Source organism: Nonomuraea sediminis (genome assembly GCF_018531495.1).
Taxonomy (GTDB): Bacteria; Actinomycetota; Actinomycetes; order Streptosporangiales; family Streptosporangiaceae; genus Nonomuraea; species Nonomuraea sediminis.
In genome coordinates this window covers 333,629-356,524 of record NZ_JAHDTI010000014.1, presented here as the reverse complement: position 1 = coordinate 356,524, position 22,896 = coordinate 333,629, and the positions used below count along the sequence as shown (strand labels likewise).

11 protein-coding genes are annotated in these 22,896 nt (G+C 69.1%); 8 read left to right on the top strand and 3 right to left on the bottom strand.

Going from position 1 to position 22,896, the window contains the following annotated elements; all coding sequences use genetic code 11:
* The 3 genes from KIK09_RS45640 to KIK09_RS45630 all read left to right on the top strand — a co-directional run.
* The coding region (locus tag KIK09_RS45640) for a tetratricopeptide repeat protein (RefSeq protein ID WP_214325794.1) at window positions 1-2,974 on the top strand (2,974 nt) is incomplete at its 5' end.
* Window positions 2,975-3,324: 350 nt separating this feature from the next.
* On the top strand, window positions 3,325-4,293 hold the full coding sequence (locus tag KIK09_RS45635) for a hypothetical protein (RefSeq protein ID WP_214325793.1): 969 nt from the start codon (window positions 3,325-3,327) through the stop codon (window positions 4,291-4,293).
* A gap of 383 nt (window positions 4,294-4,676) precedes the next feature.
* Window positions 4,677-5,720, top strand: a complete 1,044-nt coding sequence (locus KIK09_RS45630) for an alpha/beta hydrolase (protein ID WP_250574783.1) — start codon at window positions 4,677-4,679, stop codon at window positions 5,718-5,720.
* 448 nt (window positions 5,721-6,168) lie between these two features.
* On the opposite strand, the gene KIK09_RS45625 is transcribed toward KIK09_RS45630, so the two are convergent.
* Window positions 6,169-7,170 carry a zinc-binding dehydrogenase gene (locus KIK09_RS45625; protein WP_214325792.1) on the bottom strand — a complete coding sequence of 334 codons (1,002 nt, stop codon included), beginning with the start codon at window positions 7,168-7,170 and terminating at the stop codon, window positions 6,169-6,171.
* A 278-nt stretch (window positions 7,171-7,448) separates the two neighbouring features.
* Here KIK09_RS45625 and KIK09_RS45620 point away from each other — a divergent pair, with 278 nt between their 5' ends.
* Window positions 7,449-8,249 (top strand): SDR family NAD(P)-dependent oxidoreductase, encoded by an 801-nt coding sequence (locus KIK09_RS45620; RefSeq protein ID WP_214325791.1) that lies wholly within the window; start codon window positions 7,449-7,451, stop codon window positions 8,247-8,249.
* A 70-nt stretch (window positions 8,250-8,319) separates the two neighbouring features.
* Here the strand turns inward: KIK09_RS45620 and KIK09_RS45615 are convergent, their stop codons facing one another.
* A complete protein-coding gene (locus KIK09_RS45615) occupies window positions 8,320-9,438 on the bottom strand; it encodes a serine hydrolase domain-containing protein (RefSeq protein ID WP_214325790.1) in 1,119 nt (372 codons plus the stop codon).
* A gap of 109 nt (window positions 9,439-9,547) precedes the next feature.
* On the opposite strand from KIK09_RS45615, the gene KIK09_RS60355 reads away from it, so the two are divergent.
* A complete protein-coding gene (locus tag KIK09_RS60355) occupies window positions 9,548-10,180 on the top strand; it encodes a TetR/AcrR family transcriptional regulator (RefSeq protein WP_214325789.1) in 633 nt (210 codons plus the stop codon).
* 16 nt (window positions 10,181-10,196) lie between these two features.
* On the opposite strand, the gene KIK09_RS45605 is transcribed toward KIK09_RS60355, so the two are convergent.
* Window positions 10,197-10,880, bottom strand: coding sequence for a class I SAM-dependent methyltransferase (locus KIK09_RS45605; protein WP_214325788.1), 684 nt, complete (start codon window positions 10,878-10,880; stop codon window positions 10,197-10,199).
* A gap of 595 nt (window positions 10,881-11,475) precedes the next feature.
* Here KIK09_RS45605 and KIK09_RS45600 point away from each other — a divergent pair.
* The 3 genes from KIK09_RS45600 to KIK09_RS45590 all read left to right on the top strand — a co-directional run bounded on the left by KIK09_RS45600 (window position 11,476) and on the right by KIK09_RS45590 (window position 22,876).
* Window positions 11,476-14,937, top strand: coding sequence for a LamG-like jellyroll fold domain-containing protein (locus tag KIK09_RS45600; RefSeq protein ID WP_214325787.1), 3,462 nt, complete (start codon window positions 11,476-11,478; stop codon window positions 14,935-14,937).
* A 45-nt stretch (window positions 14,938-14,982) separates the two neighbouring features.
* Window positions 14,983-21,906, top strand: coding sequence for a polymorphic toxin-type HINT domain-containing protein (locus KIK09_RS60350; RefSeq protein ID WP_214325786.1), 6,924 nt, complete (start codon window positions 14,983-14,985; stop codon window positions 21,904-21,906).
* Window positions 21,907-22,258: 352 nt separating this feature from the next.
* The gene (locus KIK09_RS45590) at window positions 22,259-22,876 is read left to right on the top strand and encodes a hypothetical protein (protein WP_214325785.1); all 618 of its coding nucleotides are present in this window, start codon (window positions 22,259-22,261) and stop codon (window positions 22,874-22,876) included.
* Window positions 22,877-22,896: the final 20 nt, after the last annotated feature.

Genomic DNA, 22,896 nt, shown 5'->3' with positions numbered 1-22,896 from the left:
GGCGGCGCGCGGCGGCGCCATCGCCCGGTTGCGCGCCGCGATCGCCGAAGTCGCCGTCGACGGCGGAGCCCTGCGCGGCGCGGCGCTGGCCGACGCGCTGACCGATCTGGCCGCCAACCGCGCGGCCGCGGGGGAGCTGCCGCAGGCCAGGCTCGCCGCCGAACGGGCGATGGCCGCGGCGGAAGACCTCGATTCGGTACGGTACGCCCGAGCCCGCTACAACCTGGGCACCTGCCTGGGCATGCTCGGCGAGTCGGCGGCCGCGGAGCGGTACCTGGTCGGCGCGGACTCGATCGAGGGCCTGCTGAACCTGGCGGCCTGCCGCGCCGACCAGGGCAAGCAGCTCACCGCGGTGCGCGCCTTCAGCCAGGCGATCCGGATGATCAAGGACACGTTCGCCAGGAGCGGGCTGCTTGACCTGATCGAGGAGGCGTTCGCGCACCTGGAGCGGGGGCTGGCGGCCGAGCGGGGCGTGCGCAGTGAGCTGCCGGCGACGGCCGGGTACCAGCCGTTGGAGAGCACCGCCGGTATGCCTCCCGGCAGCGAGACCTGGACCGCGACGATGCTGACGGCCGCGCGGCTGTGCGCAGGGCTGTCGGCCTTCACCCCCGTCACGCGGCGCAACGCCCTGCTGTCGCTGATCGCGCCCAGCGCGGCCAGGACGCGGGCCGAGGACTACGCCGAGGCGATGCGGAGCCTTACCGACACGCTGCTGGCTGTGGGGGCGGCGCGGGCCGCCGCCGTGCCCGCCGCCGAGAACGTGGCGCTGCTGCGCCGCCTCGTCGCCGACAACCCCCGGCTGCGCGAACGGCTGGCCCACGGGCTCGACCTGCTCGGCGACGTCCACCACCGTGCCGGAGACTTCGGGCCGGCCGTCGCCGCCCTGTCGGAGTCGATCGCCGAATACCGCGGCTTCGAGGGATCGGACCTGCCCGTGCGCCTGAAGCGGCTGGCGGGATACCTGGCGGAGGCCGGCCGGGCCTCCGAGGCCTTCGAGGCGCTGCACGAGATCGTGTCACTGCGCGCCGCCGCCGGCGACCGAAGCGGCCTGGCCGCCGCGAAGCTCTCCCTCGGCGCCTACCTGGCCGAGTACGGCCGGCCGGAGGAGGCCGCCGAGGTGCTGCGGGAAGCCGTGGAGCTGTACGCCGACCTGGTCAAGGGAGACCCGGCGGAGCGCGAGGGATACGCGCTGACCATGACCATGCTCGGCACCCTGGACTCCGCACCCGGCGGCCCCGCGATGGCGCTGGCCATGGCCGAACGGGCCGCCGAGGTCACCGCCGAGCTGGCCGCGGAGTCGCCGGACAACGTGGCCGACCACGTCAACGCGCTGCTCCTGGTGAGCTCGTCGCTCGGCAGTAACGGTCGCGTGCGGGAGGCCTACGACCGCGCTGCCACCGCCGTCGCCCTCTACCACGAGCACCACTTACACGACCCGACTCAGCTCTGCGACCTCCTCTGCACGCAGGCCCAGTGGGAGGCGCACCTGGGCCGCGTCGAGGAGGCGACAGCCCGGCTGAGGGAGGCCCTCGGCCTCATCGCCGACCTGCCCGACACCGATCCGGGAGTCCGGCGTTCCCGCGGCACCGCCCTGGCCCTGCTGGCCGGCGCGCTCCAGGCAGTCATGCGGCCCGAAGAGGCGGCGCCGCTGGCCGAGCAGGCCGTCGCGCTGCTGGAGGACCCGTCCAGGATTACGGCGGAGCCCGACGTGACCCTGGCGGAGGCGTACATCGCGCTCGGCCTGAGCCGCCTGATGTCCGCCCCCGAGCTGGCCGTGGAGCCCGCCGTGGCGGCCCGCGCCATCCTCGGCCACCATCCGGGAAATCCGATCATCGACGGCGTCCTGGGCCGCACCTACTTCTGCGAGGGCGTCGCGCTGGCCGTACTCGGCCGCCCCGAGGAAGCCTTCGCCCGGCTGGCCGAGGCCGATCGCCTGCTCCCCGGCGAGGGGCCGATCGTGCCGGTCAGGATCGGCACGCTGGTCGCGATGGGCGACTGCCAGCTACGGCTCGGCAGGCCCGGCGATGCGCTGGAGTCCGCCGAGCGGGCGATGGCCCTCCCCGAGGGAGGCGTCATGGATACTCCAGCAGGCCAGGCCATGCTGGCGCAGCTGCGGCAGGTGCGCGGCACCGCGTTGCTCCTGCTCGGCCACCCCGAGCAGGCGCTGGAGCCGCTGCGCGAGGCCGTGGCGGCCTACGGGGCGCTGGAGCCGCTGCCCTCCCTGCGTGACGAGCACGCCGCCACCCTTGCCTCGCTCTCGCAGGCCCAGTACGCGCTGGCCGACCTGGCCGCGGCCGCGGCGACCGCCGCCGAGGGCCTCGAGCTGCTGGGCGATGACGGGCGCACGGCCGAGCTCGCCGTGACCTATGGCGCCCTGCTGTACGCTCGCGCCATCGCGCTGGACGCGCTCGGGGAGCCGTCGGCCGAGATCACGGACGAGGCGATCGCCGTGCTGCGGCCGCAGCTCCCCGACCTGGGGTTCATGCTGGCCCAGGTGCTCGGCGTGCGCGCCGAGATCCACGCCCGCGAGGACGACCTGCCCACGGCCATCGAGCTGAGCGGCGAGGCCGTCGAGGCCCTGCGCGCGGAGGGTCCCGACGGCGCGGGCTTCCTGGCCAGCGGGCTACGCCGGCTCGGTGGCTACCTGCGCGACGTCAACCTGCCGCAGGAAGCCGTGACCGTGCTGCGCGAGTCGGCGGTGCTGTTCGCCGAGGCCGACGAGCCCGACCTGCTCCTCGAACGCTACACAGCCGAACGCAACCTCGGCTTCTGCCTCGTGGAGCTCGGCGACCCGGCCGCCGCGGCCCCGCACCTGCGTACCGCCGCGGCCCTGCTGGAGCCCGCCGCCGAGGAGAGCGAGGACCTGGCGCCCGAGCTGGTCAACACGCTGCGCGTACTGGGGGAGATCCTGCGCGAGCTGGGCAGGACGCGCGAGGCCGTCGCGGCCGAAGCGGAAGCCGCCCACTGGGGCTAGCGCACCCAGCCTCCGCAAAGGCCAACTCCGCACCGCGACCACCCCCCAGATCTGGGGATACTTTCGCGCCTGCTGCTCGGGTGACAGTTGAGGCTGACAGGGCGGATCACCGCCAGTTCGGCGGATGGCAGCCCAAATCGAGCTGATCGATGTGGAGGGAGGCCAACCACGCGATCGCCCGCATGTGCCGGTGGCTGGAGGTGTCCCCGCACGGGTTACTCGGACGGGCGCGTCACCGGCCTGTCCGGCGTGAGGCAGAAGGCCATCGGCACGCCCCATGACGATTGTCACAGCTAGATCAGGATGGATGACACGTCACATCTCAACGTGGCCAGCGGACGATGGGCGCCATGCGTCGACTCATCTATCCCCTCGGTCTCGCTCTGCTCTCTCCGCTGGTCGCCGAGTTCCTGTTCGGCGACTTCCCGATCACCCACCTCTTCTACCTGATCCTGCTCGCCCCTACGTACGGCGGCGCCACGGTGCTGATACGTGAGACGGCACGGCGTGCGGGCCTCGGCTGGCCGAGCATCGTGCTGATGGCCCTTGCCTACGGCGTTCTCGAAGAGGGGATCATGACGATGTCCCTGTTCAACCCGAACTTCGCAGGGATGCGGCTACTCGACAGCGGTTACATTCCCGCGCTGGGCATCGGAGCGTCGTGGACGCTGTTCGCGCTGGGCCTGCACACGGTGTGGAGCGTAAGCGTGCCGATCGCGCTCACGGAGGAGCTGGCCGGCGAGGCGCGCACGACACCGTGGCTGGGCCCGGTCGGCCTGGCTGTGGCCGCGGTCCTGGCTGTGCTGGGCGCCGCGGTGACGACGTACGGCACCTATCAGGACAATTCCTTCATCGCGTCCGTGCCGCAACTGGTGTCCATCGTGGTGATCGTGATCGCTCTCGTGGGGCTCGCCTTCCGGCTGCCCCGCCGTACGATCAGGGCCGATCGGCAGGCACCCTCGCCCTGGCTGGTACTCGGGGTCACACTGGTGGCCGGGGTCGTATTCGAGATCATGCTCCTGGTGCCGGTCCCCACCCCGCTGTGGGCCACCCTGCTGGCACTGGTGGTGTCCGAGGCAGGGATGGCCGTGCTGGCGCTGACATGGTCAGCCAGGCAGGGGTGGGACGGCAGGCACAGGATGGCGCTGGCCGGTGGGGCGCTACTGACCTACGTCTGGCATGTCTTCTTCACCCATCCGATGGTGGCGGCCACTCCGGCGGTCAACCTCATCAGCCACATCGTTTTCGGGCTCGGCGCGGTGCTCCTGCTCGTACTGGCCGCACGCCGCGCCGGCGCCACCGTGGTTCAGAGCCGATAGTCGAACACGTAGGTGCGAGCCCATGGGGCCACACAGTCCCCGCTGCCCCGAGTCGGGCACGACGTTGATCCTTTCAACTGGTCGCCGACGATCTCCACCTGCGAACGGCCTCGATCGATTCCCGCAGTTGGCCCGGAGTGATCTCCTCGCCATACCTCCAGCAGCACCTCCACCGCCGCAGCCAGTGTGACTGAGGCGAGGGCGTTGTGGTCATAACTGCGCAGCCTGTCCTTCTCTGCCGCGCGTTCGGCGCGGGTCGGCAACTCGGCAGGTCCTCGCCGACATACATGCGTGCTATCCCATGCCTCAGGTTGCTGCTGTGGCGAAAATGGTTTTGCGCCTCGAATCGTATGCTGTACGGTACGGCATACGATCTAGAGAGGATGAATGTGATCAAGAAGCGGGCCGGCATGGCGGCATGGCGGATGTGGCTGGCAGGGGTGGGTGTGCTCACAACCCTGGCGGCCGGGGCAGGCACCGGAGCGGCGGCAGCGGATGCGCCACGCTGCAAATCGGTCTCCGTCGCGGTGCCGCTCACCGAGGGCGGTCCTCTGGACCAGCGGATCGCCGGGACCCTCTGCCGCCCGCGCGGCGGCGCCCGGACGATCCAGGTCCTGGTCCCCGGCGGTACGTACGACCGGTCATACTGGCTGCGGAAGGGCGGGGACGGCCCATCGTTCACAGAGACGATGGTTCGCGCCGGGTACGCCGTCCTGGCGATCGACCGGCTGGGGGCGGGGCGCAGTTCATGGCCGTCAGGAGCGCAGATGCGGCCGGACAGCCATCAGGCGTCGCTCCGTCAGGTGGTCCGCGCTGCTCGGCAGGGCAAGCTCGACGGGCACCGGTACCGGCGCGTGGTAGCGGCAGGCAACTCCGTCGGTTCCACGATCATCCGAGCCGTTGAGGCACGCAACCCGGACACCCTGGACGGCATCATCCTGACCGGCGAGTCCAGCACCCCGAACGAGCGCGCCTTCGAGGAGTTCGCCGGGGCGATCCACCCAGCCTCCGAGGACCCGCGTTTCACCGCCCGCAGGCTGGACGAGGCGTACTACACCACGCGGCCCGGCACCCGAGCCGACTGGTTCTACCACCGGCCCGGCGCGCGCCCCGAGGTCATCGCCCGTGACGAGGCGACAAAGGAACCCGATACCTTTCTCGAGTCCTTCCCACCCATCACCGACAACCGGCTCATCCGCGTACCCGTCCTCATCATGGTCGGCGACCATGACCGCCTGCTCTGCGGCGAGGGCGCGACGGACTGCACCGGCTCGGCGGCTCTGCGGGAGCAGCAGAAGCGCTGGTACCCGAACGCGCCCCTGGAGGCCGTTGTGATCCCGAACACCGGCCACGTGCTTACGCTCCATCGCAGCGCGTCGGCGTCGTCGGCCCTGGCCCTCGACTGGGTCCGGCGGTACATCCGCTGATCGCGGCGGGGTGTCCTCCGCATTCCGCCGTCTGGCCGGGCGGCATCGAAGGGTCGTACGCCACGGCGAGGCCGTCGCCGTGGTTCGCCCCAACGGAGCCCGCAAGTCACAAGCGCTTCAGAAAGATCGCATCAACATGGAAGAAATCGCAGACCAAGAGACGCGATCTTGTCTGCGGGGACGAACCCCTTCAATCCCCGGCGTGGTCACCGCCGAAGACCTGCAGCCGCCGCTCGGACGCAAGGCATGGCGGTCGAGAACACTCCGGGAGATCGCGGTCCTGCCCGGCCCGCGCGATCTACGCCCGTCGATCAGTCTGTTGAGCTTCGCCGCCCATCGTGGACAGTCCACGGTGGGCATCCCATCCGCCGCAGAGCCTGGGAACTGACCGGCGGCGACAGCCGTTCCCGCTGTTGGTCTGCAAGATCTCCACGAGCCACGCCGGGTCCTAATGCCGGACGCGGACGACGAGTTTGCCGGTGGCGCGGTCGTGCTCCATGTCGTCGTGGGCCTGCGGCACCTGCTCCAGGCCGTCGTAGACGCGGTCCACGGGGAAGGCCAGCCGACCGGCCGCGACCGCGTCGAGGATCTCCTGGAAGGCCTCCCGGGGCAGGTCGGCGGCGTCGCCGAAGTAGCCCGCCAGCCGTACCCCCCTCGGCAGGTACTCGTTCGGGGAGAAGTCCCGCACCGTCCACTGGTTGGAGAGGCTTCCGCCGAAGCAGGCCGTGCCATGTACGCGCACCGCGCGCAGAGTGTCGGGCAGGCTCGGCGTGCCGACGAGATCAAGGGCGGCGTCGACGCCGTCCGGGTACAGCTCGCGCACGGCGGGAGCGACCTCGCCGGTGTCGAGCAGGGGGTGGTCGACGCCGTGCTCCTTCAGCAAGGCAAGGCGGCCGGCCTGTCGCGTGGTGGACAGCACCGTGGCGCCGCGCCATCTGGCCAGCGCGGCGGCTGCCAGGCCCACCGAGGAGGTGCCGCCGCGGATCAGCACGGTCTGACCAGGCTTCAGGTCCAGGCCGATGGTGAGCGAGCCGTATGCGGTCTGCACCATCTCCGGCAGGGCGCCCAGCACCTCCCAAGGCAGGTCAGTGTCGACGGGGATGACCTGGGACAGCGGCACCGACGTGTACTCGGCATAGCCGCCGTCGTAGGTACGCCCCATGTCCCCCATCATCGCGACGACCTTCTGCCCGGGAGCCAGCCCGCTGCCGGCTGGGGCCGCATCGACGGTGCCGGCGGCCTCGATACCCGGCACCCGGGGAAAGCTGACGCCCACGCTCACACCCAGCCGAAGCTTCAGCTCCGAGCGGTTGAGGCCGAACGCCTCGACGCGGATGCGCACCCAGCCCTCCCTCTCGGGCGGGAGCGGGAGCGTGGTCAGCCGCAGGTTGTCCACGGGGCCGGGGGCGGAGAGCTGTACGGCGCGCATCGTGGTCGGCGAGGACGTCATGGGGCTGTCTTCTTCCTGGGGAGGAGAGTCGATCGGCGGTCCATAACATGCGGCCACTGTGGCTTCATTCCCGACTTGCCCTGGGTTTTCGCGTCACAGGTCAGGGATGGCAGGCTTCGACTGCTTGATGTTGGTAGTTTTTAAAAACTAGTGATAGTTGTTTTCTGCTGCCGTCCGTGGTTACTGTTGACCTGCATGGCAGTACTGGGCCCAGGACGGTCGCGACAGCGATGAGGGTGATCGACGCAGACCGCCCGGCGCATGGAGAGGACAGATCGATGGGGCAACCACTGCTTGGGAACAAGAACGCTGTGATCTATGGAGGTGGGGGCGCTATCGGCGGCGCCATGGCACGGGTATTCGCCCGGGAAGGCGCGAGGGTCTTCATCGCCGGGCGGACGCAGGCGAAGCTCGACGCCGTGGCGCGTGATGTCGCGGCCACGGGCGGAAAGGTCGAGACCGCGCAAGTTGACGTTTTCGATGAACAGGCGGTCGAAACGCATGCCGATGCGGTCGCGGCGACGGCCGGCAGCATCGATATCGCCGTCAACGCCGTGAGCGTCATGCACGACCAGGGGACTTTGCTGGCGGACCTCTCGCTGGAGGAGTTCATGCGGCCGATTGACGGTTTTCTGCGGACGCTGTTCATCACAAGCAAGGCTGTGGCGCGGCACATGGGCCCTGGCGTCATCCTGACTTTGTCCGAGCCGGGTGCCAAACTCGCTATAGGCGGCATCTTGGGGCACGGCGTTAGCGCGGCCGGCAAGGAGGCGTTCTCGCGGCTTCTGGCCGCGGAGCTGGCACCCAGCAACATCCGGGTCATCGACATTCGTCCACACGCTGTTATCGATGCGCCGGCGGCGGGTTCCTACACCAAGGACCTCTTCAAGCAGACCGCGGCAGTGGCCGGGCAGTCGGTCCAGGAATTCCTTGAAGGTGGGATGGTGCAGGGGACGCTTCTGAAAAGGCTGCCCACGCTCTCTGAGATTGCAGAGACGGCCGCGTTCCTGGCTTCAGATCGCGCTGGAGCCATGACCGGAACAGTTGCCAATCTGTCCGGCGGCGCACTTGTGGACTGAGTTTCGGTCTTGAGGTGTAGACGTCGTTGAAAAGGTGTGGGGGAGATGCGCAACGGCGGTGCCGTCGACGTCATCGGCCGGCGCGCATGACGGCGGCGATCAGGCGGTGGTTTTCCGGAGCGGCGCCGCCGTCGCCGATGGTGAAGCGGCGGCGGGTGTAGCTGTAGGCGATCCCGCTGCCGGGGTCGGCGAAGGACTGGGCGCCCACGGCGCCGCTGTGGCCGAAGGCGTCCGCGCCCAGCGCCGGGTAGCGGACTCCCACGGCCTCGAAGCCGAGCAGGAAGTGGTCGGGCTCGCCGGTGACCACATCCACCCCAGGTGTGTGCGGCTTGGTGAATTCGGCCAGTGTCGCCGTGTCCAGCAGCGGTGGCCGGCCGTCGACCTCGCTGATGGCCGCGGCGTACATGGTGGCGACCCCGCGGGCGTTGCCCACGCTGCCGACCGAGGCGGGACCGAGCGCCCGCACGGCACGGGTGTTGGCGAAGTCCACCAGGTCGGTGGGCGGGGTGGCGTTCTGGTTGAAGGCGATGCCCATGAGGCTGTCCGGGGGGACCGGGCCGAGTCGCCGCTCCGGCGCAAGGGGCTGTACCGGCAGATAACGCGGCTCCAGCTCCTCGGGAAGGCCGAGGTAGAAGTCGAGCCCGTAGGGGGTGCGGACTCGCTCCTCGTGCAGCTCCTGGATGGACCGGCCGGTCACCCTGCGCACCACCTCGCCGGTCAGCGCCCCGATGACGAAGGCGTGGTAGCCATAGGCGCTGCCCGGCAGCCAGTAGGGCTGCTGCCCGGCCAGCCGTTCGGCGAGCAACCGGTCGTCGGCCAGCTCGGCCGTACTGAACCCGCCTTCCACGCCGATCAGCCCCGCGCGGTGCGCCAGCAGATCGCGAAGGGTGATCTCACCTTTGCCCTCGGCGGCGAACTCCGGCCAGTATCCGGCGACGCGCCGATCGAGGTCGAGGGTCCCGTCCCGCACCAGCAGTGCCACGACCAGGTGCGCCGCGCCCTTGCCCGTGGAGTAGAGGGCGAGCAGTGAGTCGCCGGTCATGTCCGGCCCGGTCCACAGGTCCACCACCTGGTGGCCGTGGTGCCTGACGGCGAGCTGCGCGCCGAGTCCCTCCTCCTCCGCGGCGACGGCCGCGAACACCTCTCTGACCTCGTCGAATCCTTCGGCGACAGCGCCGTGAACGACCATTCCAGCATCCCTTTCTTGCATGGACGTACGGCGAGGCCGTACCGAGTGACGTGAACTGTACAGAACAGTTCATATGAACTCAACAGTACAGTTCAGGTAGGATGACGATGTGACGACGACGACCAGGCGAGCCCCATCGGGAGAGCGCGCAACACGCAAACGGGCAGCCATCGTGCGCGCAGCGCACAAGCTCTTCCTGGAGCAAGGCTTCGGCACCGGGATGGACCACATCGCCGCCGAAGCAGGCGTGTCGAAGGTGACCGTCTACAACCACTTCGCCGGCAAGGAAGAGCTGTTCATCGAGGTGGTGAACGAGGCGCTCGAACAGGCACTCGGCCGGACCATGCACACCATGCGGGAACGTCTGCGGACCGGCGAAGATCTGCATGACATCCTGATCGCCACCGCTCGCGGCTGGGTCGAGGGACTGGCCCAGCCCGAGGTCCTCGCCCTGCGCGCGCTGATCACCGCCGAGGCCCGGCGCTTCCCCGAACTGGGCCGCGCCTGGCGCGAGCAGGGGCCAGACCGCTTCGCCGAGCCGCTGGCGGCGGCGCTCGGCGCCCGCGAAGACCTGCGCGTTCCCGACATGGAACTCGCGATCATCCAGTTCTACGCGCTGGTGCTGTACCCGCACATCGTGCACAGCGCTTACGGCGAGAGGCTCGATCCACGTCTCACGGATGACCTCATCACTTCGGGCGTCGCCATGTTCCTGACGTACTACCGACGTGGCGCTGGGTGACCGGTGCGAGCCCGGCTCAGCGTTTGATGCAGGTGTAGGCGCCGTACACCGGTCCGCGGAAGTTCACGGTCACGATCTCAAAACCGGCGGCGGTCAGCATCGGCTCCAGCAGCCACCGGAAGGTGCTGTACTCCGTGCGGATGTGCTCGACGTAGTCGTCTCGGGTGTAGCCGGAGGCCGGATCGGCGGCGGCGCCATCCAGCCAGCGCCCGAACACCTCCTCCGCCTGTGACGGATGGAAGTCATAGATCAGGTCGCAGAGCCGCAACACCCCGCCGGGCCGCAGCATCCCGGCGATCCGCTCCAACGCGAGCGTCTTCCAGAAGTCCGGCAACTGGTGCAGGGCATGGCGCGAAAACACGCCGTCCACAGGGGGCCCTGCGGGCTCGTAGCTCAAGAAGCCCGCTTGCACGCATTCGAGATTCGACAGCGCGGCCTCGGCGGCCCGCTGACGCAGCCGATCCACCATGGCAGCCGAAACGTCAACCGCCACGACGTGCCCGAACTGGGCGGCCGCTGCCAGCGCGAACTGCCCCGTCCCGGATCCGAGATCCACCACAGTCGAGTCATCGGTCAGGCCGTGAGCGGCGAAGACCGCCAGATCCTCTGAGGGATCGGGGTGCCCCTGCTTGCGGTCGAAGCCGGCAACGAACGCGGGATCGAGGTGTTCCGGGCCTGCGTGCATCAGCTCGTCGAGCATCCACGGCTCCTTCATGCGCCGAGTCTCTCCCAGCCGAGATCACGCTCGCCATTTGTTTTCCCGCCGACAAGCCCAAAGATGACGCGTTCGGGCGGAGTGTCCTTGAGCAGGAACCCCGAGGCCCCCACCCGCAGGGCGTTGTAGACGTAGTCGTCGAGGTCGAACGTCGTCAGCGGAGCGGCGGCACGCTGGTCTTCCAGACCCGCGGACGCTGACCGGCCGGTAGCGCCACGGACAGCCCGGCCGCTGCAACCCAGGCGGTACGCGTGCCGGGCCGTACCGCCTGGGTTTACCCCCTCGGCATGGACCTACGAGATGTGCCCCCGGACCGCCAAGGACTCGCACGGAAGGGGGTCATCCCGTATACCGCGAAAGTGGAAGGCGCACAGCGCGGCCGTACGGCGCTCGGTTGAGCGATCTTCAACCCGCGGTTTGACGATCTGAGCACCCATTCTTCCTATAAAGGTGCTGATTCAGATCATCGGCACTCTCGGGGATGTGTCTGGACGCATCGGGACGCCATCCGTCCCGAAGGCGTGGGCGGAACCGATGAGTACTCCGTGAATACGCAGTCACGCAGTTCTCTGGAGGCTTGATGCGCCGCTCTCCCCGCGGGGTCGTTTTCACCGTGGCCTTATCCCTGTTAGCGGGTTCGTTCGCCGTCGGCGTCCACGGCCCCGCGAGCGCGACGACCGCGACCGAGGATCCCCCCGCCCGCACCGAGCGGGAAGCCCTGGACCAGGCCAGGACCACGAAGCGGCAGGTCGAGGTGCTGCCTCTGCGGGCGGAGAACCGCCAGGTCTTCGCCAACCCCGACGGCTCGTTCACCTCGGAGACCTCGGCACTGCCCGAACGCGTACGGCGGGGCGCGGGCTGGGCCGACGTCGACCCGACCCTGGTCTTCGCGCCAGGCGGATCCGTGCACACTGTCGCGACTCCGCTCGACCTCGGCTTCTCCGGAGGCGGGACGGCCCCGCTCGCCTCCATCGGGGAGAACGGGCGCTCGGTCTCGATGACCTGGCCGGGAACCCTGCCGAAACCGGTGCTCGAAGGGAGCACGGCGACCTACGGTTCCGTGCTCCCGGGTGTCGACCTCAAGGTCACCGCGTCTGTGCTCGGTTTCTCCGAGGTCCTGGTGGTCAAGACCAGGGAGGCCGCGGCCAACCCCGCGCTCGCCAAGCTCGGCTTCGGTATGCGGGCCAGCGGGCTGGCGGTGCGCAAGACGGCCACCGGCGGACTGAGCGCGGTGACCGACTCCGGGACGGAGGTGTTCCACTCGCCCCCGCCGCGCATGTGGGACTCCTCGGGCGCGACGCCGCGGCCGTCCCTGACCGCCGAGCCCGAACAAGGCAACCGGCAGGCGGTCATGGGCGTGGACGTCGCCCAGGACCGGATCGCGATCACGCCGGACAGGAACGTGCTCACCGGTCCCGGCACCACCTACCCGGTCTACATCGACCCGCAGTGGTCCGGATCCAAGCTGGCCTGGACGTACGTGGACAAGGCCTTTCCCTCGCAGGAGTACTGGAACTCCAGCCACACACCCGAGATCGGCTACTACGGCAGCGGGGTGAAGCGGTCCTTCTTCCGCATGGACTCCGACAACGTCAACGGCAAGCACATCCTCAAGGCGACGTTCCGCATCACGCAGAACAAGTCCTGGGGCTGCACCTCCGACCCGCAGGTCGCGCAGCTGTGGCTGACCGGGGGGATCTCCAAGTACACCAACTGGAGTCACCAGCCGTCCTGGGCCGAACACCTGGGCAGCGTCGCCTCCGACGCGGGCTACAGCTCCTCCTGCCCCGACAAGGGCATCGAGTTCGACGTGACGGGCACGATCGTGAAGGCCGCCAGGAACGGCTGGCCGAACACCACCTTCGGGCTGAGGGACTACGACGACGAGGCGCGCAGTGTGTGGGGCTGGAAGGGTTTCAGCAGCTCACCGAAGCTCGTGATCGACTACAACACGCCGCCCGCCGCGCCCTCGGGAGTGGGCACCGACCCGGGCACGCCATGCGTGACGGGGCCGAACCGCCCGTACATCAACGCCGGTGACGCCGCGAACCCGATCAAGCTCAAGGCGAAGATCTACGACCCGGACAAGGCGAACGACGGAGTGCGGGCCGAGTTCGAGATGAACCACTACAACGCCACCACCGCCCAGTGGGAGAGCATCACCTCCTCGCTGCCCGGCGGCGGCAAGACCGCCTACACGTACGCGACGACGCCGACCGACCACTCGATCACGCTGTCCGGCCTGGTCACCGGCCAGACCTACTCCTACAAGGTGCGGGCCTACGACGGCACCGACGCCAGCGCGTGGAGCGGTTGGTGCGAGTTCACGGTCGACACGGTGGACCCGGCGACGCTGCCCAAGGTCACCTCGGCCGACTATCCCGCGAACACCCCGGACGACTGGCAGGGCGGCGTCGGGTCCGCGGGCACGTTCACCCTCGCCTCCGGGGACGGCGAGACCGACGTGACGAGCTTCAGATACGCCCTCGACGACCCGAGCCTCGCCACTACGGCGACCCAGGTGACCATCGCGCCGGGCCAGAGCTCGGTGGCGGTCCAGGTCGCGCCCCGGCACGACTGGCTCAACACGCTGTACGTGTATCCGGTGGACAAGGCGGGCAACGTCGGCAAGACCCCCACCGCCTACAGCTTCTACGTCAAGGCCGGCGCCGATCCGGTCGGGCAGTGGCATCTGGACGAGACCTCCGGCAGCACCGCCGCCGACTCCGCCGCGACGCAGCATCCGGTGACGCTGGACGCGGGCACCGAGTGGACGGGCGGCAGGGTGAACGGGGCGCTCCACCTCGACGGGACCACGGGATACGGCGCCACGAGCGGGCCCGTGGTGCACACCGACCGGGGCATGTCGGTCTCGGCTTGGGTGCGCCTCGCCTCCAACGCCAGGAACGCCACCGTGGTGAGCCAGTCCGGGAACCTGGGCTCGGGCTTCTCGCTCTACTACTCCTCGTCGTACAAGCGCTGGATCTTCAACAAGTACGACGCCGACAGCGCCAATCCCACGGTCTTCCGGGCCATCGGGGACACCGAACCGCAGCTCAACGTCTGGACGCACCTCGTCGGGGTGTACGACGCGCCGGCCAGGCAGCTCCGGCTCTACGTGAACGGCACCAGGCAGTCCACCCCCGGCACCGTCACCGGCGCGCCATGGGATGCCACCGGCCCGCTGCAGATCGGGCGCGTCAGGTACGGCGGTGACTTCCTGGAGAACTTCCCCGGCGACATCGACGAGGTCAGGGCCTGGAACCGGATCCTGTCCGACGATCCGCGCACCGTCAACGACCCGTCGCTCGGCAACGAGATCGCGGCCATGGCCAAGCAGCCACCGGCCGAGCTCGGCCACTGGACCTTCGACGAGGGGACCGGCGGCACCGCCGCCGACGCCTCCGGCCACGGCAGGACCGCGACGCTCGCCGGGAACGCCGGCTGGTCGGGCGACGGCGTCAACGGCACGGGCGTGCTCAGCCTCGACGGCACCACGGCGTACGCGGCCACCGCGTCGCCCCCCGTACGCACCGACCACAGCTACACCGTGGCCGCCTGGGTGCGCCTCAACGGCGACGACACCTGCGTCCTGCCCGACCACAACCTGACCGCCGTCAGCCAGGACGGCACCAGGAACAGCGGCTTCTACCTCGGCTACCGGTGGTTCACCGAGAACGGCGCCAAGGTCTACCGCTGGTCGTTCTCGACGACCAGCAACGACACCGACTCCGAGGTCATGACGCAGACCAAATCGGCCTCCGCGGTCGACTGCTCGGCGCTCAACGCCTGGACGCACCTCGCCGGGGTGTACGACGAGGTCGCCAAGGTGGTCCGGCTCTACGTCAACGGCCAGCTCGTCGACGTGCGGCCGTGGACCGGCTGGCACGCGGGCGGTGGGCTGCAGATCGGCCGGGCCAGGTACAAGGGCGCGTACGTCGACTACTTCGCCGGCGACGTGGACGACGTCCGCACCTACGCCGGGGCTCTCACCGACGGGCAGATCGTCAACCTCGCCATGGGCCTCCCTCTGGATGGGTGAGCACGGCCCTGTCCCCGTTCATCGACGTTAATCCGGAGGTTGGTCGTGCTCGGTTCATGGCGAGGCTGGGTTCGGGTCGCCGGGATGCTGGCGGTCGTGGTGCCGGCGTCGCTGGCCGTACCCGTGCGGGAGGCGCAGGCGGCCGGCGATCCGAAATGGCACAGCGCCCAGCGGCAGCACCCAGTGCCCGGTCACGAGAGCGGGGCACGGCCCGCACCGGCTGACCCGGGGGCGAAGTTCGACCTCAAGGGCGCCCCCGCCGTGACCTGGCCGCAGCCGGGCACGGCGGAGGTGCGGCCAGTCACGGCCGCCGCCGCGGACCAGGCGTCGGCCGGGCGGGCGAAGGTACGTGCCGGACAGTTACCCGTGTGGGTCGGCTCGCCGGCCCAGGCCGACGCCGCCGCTTCCACCGCGCCGACGCCCGCCGTCCAGGTGCGCGTGCTGGACGGCGGCACCGCCGACCGGTCGCGAATCGCCGGGCTGGGCCTCCAGCTGACCCCCGAGGGGACGGCGGGCGATACGGCACGCCGCCTGGCGGTCGAGGTCGACTACTCGGTCTTCCGGTACGCGTACGGCGGTGACTGGGGCTCGCGGCTGCGCCTGGTCCAGCTCCCCGCGTGCGCGGCCACCACCCCGGACCTGCCCCAATGTCAAACCCGGACACCGCTGCCCACACGTAACGACGTCAAGACGGGACGGCTGGCCGCCGACGTCGACCTCGCCGCCGCGGGCGCCACGACGCTGGCCGCCGAGGCCGCACCATCCGGTTCTGCGGGCACATACACGGCGACCTCGCTGTCCCCCTCGGCGACCTGGAGCGTGAGCAACCAGAGCGGCGCGTTCTCCTGGTCGTACCCGCTGCGTCTGCCGCCCACCCCGGGCGGCCCGACCCCCAACATCGGGTTCGCCTACTCCTCGAGCGCCATCGACGGCCGGACCGTCGCCACCAACAACCAGGCGTCCTGGGTCGGCGAAGGATTCGACTACTGGCCGGGCTTCATCGAGCGCAGATACAAGGACTGCGCCGACGACGGCGTCAAACCCAAGCGCAACGACCTGTGCTGGCGCTACGGCAATGCCACGATGTCGCTGAACGGCGAGGCCACCGAACTGGTCCTGGACGACGCGACCGGCACCTGGCAGCCGAAGGACGACGACGGCACCAAGGTCGAGAAGCTCAAGGACGCCGCCAACGGCGACAACGACGGCGAGCACTGGCGCGTCACCACCCCGGACGGCACCCGATACTACTTCGGCCTGAACCACCTGCCCGGCTGGAGCAGCGGCAAGCCGGAGACCAACTCCACCTGGACGGTGCCGGTCTTCGGCAACGACGACGGCGAGCCGTGCCACCAGGGCACCTTCTCCGACTCCTGGTGCAAACAGGCCTGGCGGTGGAACCTCGACTACGTCGTGGACCCGCACGGCACGGTCAGCACCTTCTGGTACACCAAGGAGACCAACCACTACCGGCGTGACGTCACCACGCTGACCGACGGCGTCCCGAACGGCACCCCGACGGCCTACGACCGCGGCGGCTACCTCGACCGCATCGACTACGGGCAGCGCTCGGACGCCGTCTACTCCTCCTCCGCGCCCGCCCGGGTCGTCTTCGACACCAAGGAACGCTGCGTCCCGACGTCGAGCTTCGACTGCGCGGCGAGCAAGTTCACCAAGGACAACGCCAAGTACTGGCCCGACGTCCCGTACGACCAGAACTGCGACGCCGGCGAGAAGTGCATCGACATCTACGCGCCGACCTTCTGGACGCGCAAGCGGCTCGGCGCCGTCACCACCCAGGTCCTGACCTCCGGCAGCACCTACAAGGACGTCGACACCTGGACGCTCGACCAGGAGATGCGCGACCCCGGCGACGGCACGGCGGCCACGGTGTGGCTGGCCGGCATCCGGCACACCGGCAAGGTCGGCGGATCCGCTTCGCTGCCGTCCGTGCGGTTCGCGGGCGTACAGAAACCCAACCGCGTCGACGCGCTCGAAGGACGCCCGCCGCTCACCAAGTGGCGCGTTTCTGCGATCGACAACGAGACCGGCGGGTCCCTGTCGGTGGCCTACTCCGACGAGGACTGCGTAGCGGCCGACAAGCCGGATATCGGCACCAACACCCGCCGCTGCTATCCGCAGTACTGGTCGCCCGAGGGCGCGACCACGCCGAAGCTCGACTGGTTCCACAAGTACGTCGTCACCCAGGTGAGGGCGATCGACCGCACCGGCGGCGCGCCCGACGAGGTGACCAGCTACGAGTACCTCGGGGGCGGCGCCTGGCACCACGATGACGACGACGGTCTGACCAAGGAGAAGTACAAGACCTGGTCGCAGTGGCGCGGCTACGGCAAGGTGCGGGTCATTCACGGCGAGGCGCCCGAGCAGCGTTCGCAGTCCGAGTACACCTACTTCCGCGGCATGGACGGCGACGAGCTGCCCGGCGGCGGCATCCGCCAGGTGAAGGTCACCGACTCCGACGGCACGGCGCTGGACGACTCCGAGGCCTTGCAGGGGCGGCCCCGCGAGGAGATCCACTACGACGGCCCCGGCGGCCCCGCCATGAGCGGCACCGTCACCGGCTACTGGACCAGGCAGACCGCCAAGCGGGTGCGCTCCTGGGGGACGACCACCGCGCACCTCGTCGAGGTCGACAAGGTGCGCACCCGCACCGCCCTGGCGTCCGGCGGATGGCGGTACACCACGACCGACACCGACTACAACGCCGACGGCCTGCCCACCCAGGTCGACGACCTCGGCGACGAGTCGACCGCGAGCGACGACCAGTGCGTGCGCACCACCTACGCCCGCGACGACGCCAAATGGATGATCTCGTACGTATCCCGGGTGGAGACGGTCACCAAGGCGTGCGCGGCCACGCCCAACCGGCCGGACGACGTGGCCTCCGACGTGCGCAAGTCCTACGACAACCAGGCCTGGGGAGTCGCGCCGACCAAGGGAGACGTCACCAGGACGGAGAAGCTCGGCTCCTGGGACGGCGGGCCGAAGTACGTCACCGTCGGCACCACCACCTTCGACGTGTACGGCAGGCCGCAGGTCGTGACCGACGCCTCGGGCGGCAGGACCACGACCAAGTACCTTCCCGCGACCGGCCTGGTCACCGGCACGGAGGCGACCAACCCGGCAGGCCACGTCACGAAGACCGAGGTCGAGACGGCGTGGGGACTCCCCGTCGCCACTGTCGACGTCAACGGCAAACGCACCGACCTGGCCTACGACCCGCTCGGCCGGCTGACCGGCGTGTGGCTTCCAGGACGGGCCAGGACGACGTACGGCTCCGCACCGAACATGAAGTTCGGCTACCAGGTCCGCGCGGACGGGCCGACCACGGTGTCCACCTCCACGATCCGCAACGACGGGACGAACTACACCACCGGATACGCCCTCTACGACGGCCTGCTGCGCGCCCGCCAGACCCAGCAGCCGGCCCCCGGCGGAGGCCGCGTCGTCAACGACACGCTCTACGACACGCGCGGCCTGGCCGCCAAGGACAACCAGGAGTACTACGCCGAAGGGTCACCCGGCTCCACACTGTGGACTCCCGCCAGTGACGACGACGTCCCAGGCCAGAACGTCACTGTCTTCAACGGCATGGAGTGGCCGACCGCGCAGATCTTCCGCAAGCGCGGGACCGAGCAGTGGCGCACGAGCACCACCTACGGCGGCGACCGCATCAGCGTCGACCCGCCCGCCGGGTCCACGCCGATAACGAAGATCACGAACGCCCGTGGCCAGCTGGTCGAGGTCAGGCAGTACAAGGGTGACGGCCCGAGCGGGGACTACGACGCCACCGCCTACACCTACACGCCCACCGGGCAGCCCGCGTCCATCAAGGACGCCGACGGCAACGCGTGGACGTACAAATATGACCTGCGCGGCCGGGTCGTCCAGGTCGACGACCCCGACAAGGGCACCTCGAAGCTCACCTACGACGACAAGACCGACCGGCTGCTGACCACCACCGACGCGCGCGGCAAGAGCATCTTCCTCACCTACGACGTGCTCGGCCGCAAGACCGCGGAGTACGAGGGCACTTCGGCGAGCGGCACCAAGCTCGCCGAGTGGAGATACGACGCCCTGCTCGACGGCACCGTCGTCAAGGGACAGCCGACCGCCTCGACCCGGTACGTCAAGAACGCCACCACCGGCGCCATGGACGCCTACACCAGCGCGGTCACCCGCCTCGACGACGTCTACCGGCCCCTCGAGACGCAGACCGTCATCCCGTCCGCCGAGGGCGCCCTGGCAGGCACCTACACCACGAGCACCGAGTACAACCTCGACGGCACCGTACGCCGCGCCGTGCTCCCGGCCGCCGGGGGACTGCTCGGCGAGACGATGCTCTACGACTACGACGAGCTCGGCAATCCCACCAGCACGCGTGGCCTGACCCCGTACGTCACCTCCAGTACGTACTCCAAGCTCGGCCAACTGCTCGACATCACGCTGTCGACCGGCGGCAAGCGGGTCAAGGAGACCAACTTCTACGAGGAGGGCACCAACCGGCTCACCCGCTCCCTGTACGAGCGTGAGACCGCGCCCATCTCCGTCGCCGACACCAACTACAGCTACGACGCGTCCGGCAACATCACCAAGATCGCGGACACGCCGTCCGGGCAGACGCCCGACGTGCAGTGCTTCCGGCAGGACTACCTGCAACGTCTGACGGAGGCCTGGACGGCCACCGACGGCTGCGCCGCCGAACCTTCGCCGAGCATCGTCGGCGGAGCAGCGCCGTACTGGCAGTCCTTCAGCTACGACAAGGTCGGCAACCGCACCAAGGAGGTCGACCACCAGGCGGCGGGCGACGTCACCAAGACCTACACCTACGCGGGAGCCGGCAAGCCGCAGCCGCACACGCTGACCTCCGTCGGCTACCAGGGCGGGGACCGCGACGGCCAGATCGACTCCTACACCTACGACGCCGCCGGCGACACCACCGAGCGCGGCTCCGGCCGGACCCTGGAATGGGACGTCGAAGGCCGTCTCGCCAAGTCGACCGACCCCTCAGGCGTCAGCACGTACGTCTACGACGCCAACGGCGAACGGCTGATCCGCCGCGACCCCACTGCCACCACCCTGTACGTGGCGGGCATGGAGATCCGGCTCGACAAGGCCACCAACGCCAAGTCGGCGACCCGTTACTACAGCCACGGCGGGCAACTCGTCGCCGCCCGTACCAGCAAGGGCGTGACCTGGCTCGCCTCCGACAACCACGGCACCACCGACGCCTCCGTCACCGACGACGACGCGCAGACGCCCACCCGCCGCCGCTTCACCCCCTTCGGGCAATTACGCGGCTCGCCACCGGTGTACTGGCCGGGGGAGAAGGGCTTCGTCGGCGGCACCATCGACGCCAGCACCGCGCTGACGAACCTCGGCGCTCGCGAGTACGACGCCGAGACCGGCCGGTTCATCTCCGTCGACCCCGTCTTCGACGCCGCCGACCCGCAGAGCTGGAACGGCTACGCCTACGCCGGCAACAACCCGGTGAACTCTTCCGACCCGACGGGCCTGACACGCGACGGCGGGCAGTGCGGCATCATCCCGAGCAACCCCTGCAACTCCTCCGGCCCGAGTAACAGCGGTGGAGGCGGGAACTCCAATTCCTCCCCGCCTCCACCGATCAACAGGCCGCACTGCGGGACCTGGGACTTCGGCTGCAAGGCCAGGAATTTCTGGAACCAGCACAAGGCCACCATCGTCAACGTCACCGTCTCGATCGTGGTGACCGTCGGATGCGAGGCGGCCACAGCCGGCGCCGGGAGTATCGGCTGCGCCGCCGCCGGTGGAGCCGCGGGCAACCTCGCGGGCTACCTGGTCTCGACACCACGCGACCAGTGGAGCTTAGGGGGCGCCTTCAACGCGGCGGCAGTCGGAGCGGTATCCGGCGCGGCGGGCGGAGTCCTGGGCAAGTTCGCCGCCGCGGCCCTCGGCAAGGTCGCCACCACGGCCGCGGGCAAGGCCGTCACCAGCGCCATCGGCAAGGCGGCCGGCAAGGCGAGAGCCGCACTCGGCAAACTCGGCGGCGGCGCCGCGGAGGACGCGGCAGCCGCAAGCGAAGGCGCGGCCGCCAAGGCGGCGGCGAGGCCCCGGGCCTCCTCGGGAGCGCGCTCCGGCTGCAACAGCTTCGCGGCCGGCACCAAGGTCAAGATGGCCGACGGCACCTACAAGTCCATCGAGAAGATCAAGCCGGGTGACAAGGTCATCGCCACCGACCCGGTGACCGGTAAGACGGACCCGAAGCTGGTCCTGGCCGCCTTCTCGGGGGTCGGCTACCTCAGCCTCGTCCAGATCACGGTCGACACCGACGGCAAGAAGGGCGACGCCACCGGCGCCATCCTCGCCACCGAACACCACCTCTTCTGGGACGCCGAGGACCACTCCTGGGTCCGCGCCGACCACCTCACCAACGCCGATCACCTCCGCACCCCCGACGGCGCCACCGTCCAGGTCGTCGGCACCACGGCGAAGCAGGACCACCCCACCGTCTACGACCTCACCGTCGCCGATGCCCACACCTTCTACGCGTCGGCCGGATCCGTCCCGGTGCTGGTTCACAACTGCGGCGAGGAGCTTGATTTCGCTCACGGAACGACAGCTGCCCATGCCGCTAACATCGAGGCCCATGGACTGAGCCCCGAGGCCGCGCGAGCGGCTACACACCGTGGGCAGCTTGCACAGCCTGGAAAACTGTTTACATATCGCGTTTCCGGTAGCGGAGATCCGAACCTCGGCGATGCCGCACAATGGGGTGTCGACAGAAACGGGGGAGTGAGGAATGGGGCAGCAATTTCCATCTTCCGGATGTGCAGATGCACTTATGATCGTCTCGTGGAAGAGGGGCACATCATCACTCGAACAACGGGTGAAGGCATGCCGGAAGAGGTGATCTTCGGGCCCGGGGCGATGCCCTTCCTGCGGCACTTGGACACCTTGCATCTCTGATTTCGAGTTCTAGGGTGGTCAGGATATGTCGATGAGCTCTGGCGGGAAGAACTACGGCAACGTACGAATCGCCGTCACGTCCTGGCCACCTGTAGAACGTGTCGGTTCCGGACTGGTTCGAACACGGTGGAATATCGAGACTCTAGGCGAGATGTCCGAGGATGGTTTGCGCCGGCTTGCGAGCATGAGCCTCGATCGGATCTCCGGAGAGACGTCCCTCAGTGTTGAGGTCTCAGGACCTCGGTCTATTTCCATGACGTCTGTCTGTGACGAGAGTGTTCCAGTTCCACTGAGGTTCGGTACGGCGTCCATGGTCTGGCGACTTATCGATGAGACAGTATGTCGGATTTGGATGATCGAAGGCGAGCCAAGAGTGTTGTATCCCGAGTTCATGCGCCAGAGGCGACGCCTGGTGGAGCGCCTGAGCGTACCCCGTCGCCGGTTGTGGATGTGGCTCTCCTTGGTTCGCGCTACGCCGATATTGGCCACGATGGTGGGTGAGTCGGACAGGGTGGAGCTAATCTTCTCGGCTCTGTCGCAGTCGCGCACGAATGAAGCGGCTCTGAGGAGCATCTTCATTGGCCTGTCAAAGCGCATTGGTGCGGGTACGGTGGAGCGTGTCGCCGGAGATCTGGAGCTGAAAGACATAGGGTGGCTCTGGGCGCAGGCGGTGGAATCCGCGGTCTGTGGGTCCCGAGCCGATTCCATAGACTCGATGTCATATGCGACCGAGCGGATATTCGACGGCCTGCTCGTGGTGGACACCGCATTTGGTGTGCCCTTGGTCGATGGCTTGGCGATGGCTGAAGACATTGCTTGGTTCGAAGACTCTGTTCAGTTTGCGGAGTTGGGCGACGAGGCTCGAGTGCTGGCTCTCGACCGTTGCCGCGCCGGCTTCAACTCGGTGATGGACCTCTGTGCTCGATCTGAGGTACGGCTGGCGTTGGAGAATGCTGTGCAAACTCGATGAACCCAACGCGCCCGCGCCGT

Coding starts and splice junctions, on each gene's coding strand:
- KIK09_RS45635 (WP_214325793.1), top strand. CDS start 3,325: ATGCGTCGACTCATCTATCCCCTCGGTCTCGCTCTGCTCTCTCCGCTG.
- KIK09_RS45630 (WP_250574783.1), top strand. CDS start 4,677: ATGAATGTGATCAAGAAGCGGGCCGGCATGGCGGCATGGCGGATGTGG.
- KIK09_RS45625 (WP_214325792.1), bottom strand. CDS start 7,170: ATGACGTCCTCGCCGACCACGATGCGCGCCGTACAGCTCTCCGCCCCC.
- KIK09_RS45620 (WP_214325791.1), top strand. CDS start 7,449: ATGGGGCAACCACTGCTTGGGAACAAGAACGCTGTGATCTATGGAGGT.
- KIK09_RS45615 (WP_214325790.1), bottom strand. CDS start 9,438: ATGGTCGTTCACGGCGCTGTCGCCGAAGGATTCGACGAGGTCAGAGAG.
- KIK09_RS45605 (WP_214325788.1), bottom strand. CDS start 10,880: ATGCTCGACGAGCTGATGCACGCAGGCCCGGAACACCTCGATCCCGCG.
- KIK09_RS45600 (WP_214325787.1), top strand. CDS start 11,476: ATGCGCCGCTCTCCCCGCGGGGTCGTTTTCACCGTGGCCTTATCCCTG.
- KIK09_RS45590 (WP_214325785.1), top strand. CDS start 22,259: ATGATCGAAGGCGAGCCAAGAGTGTTGTATCCCGAGTTCATGCGCCAG.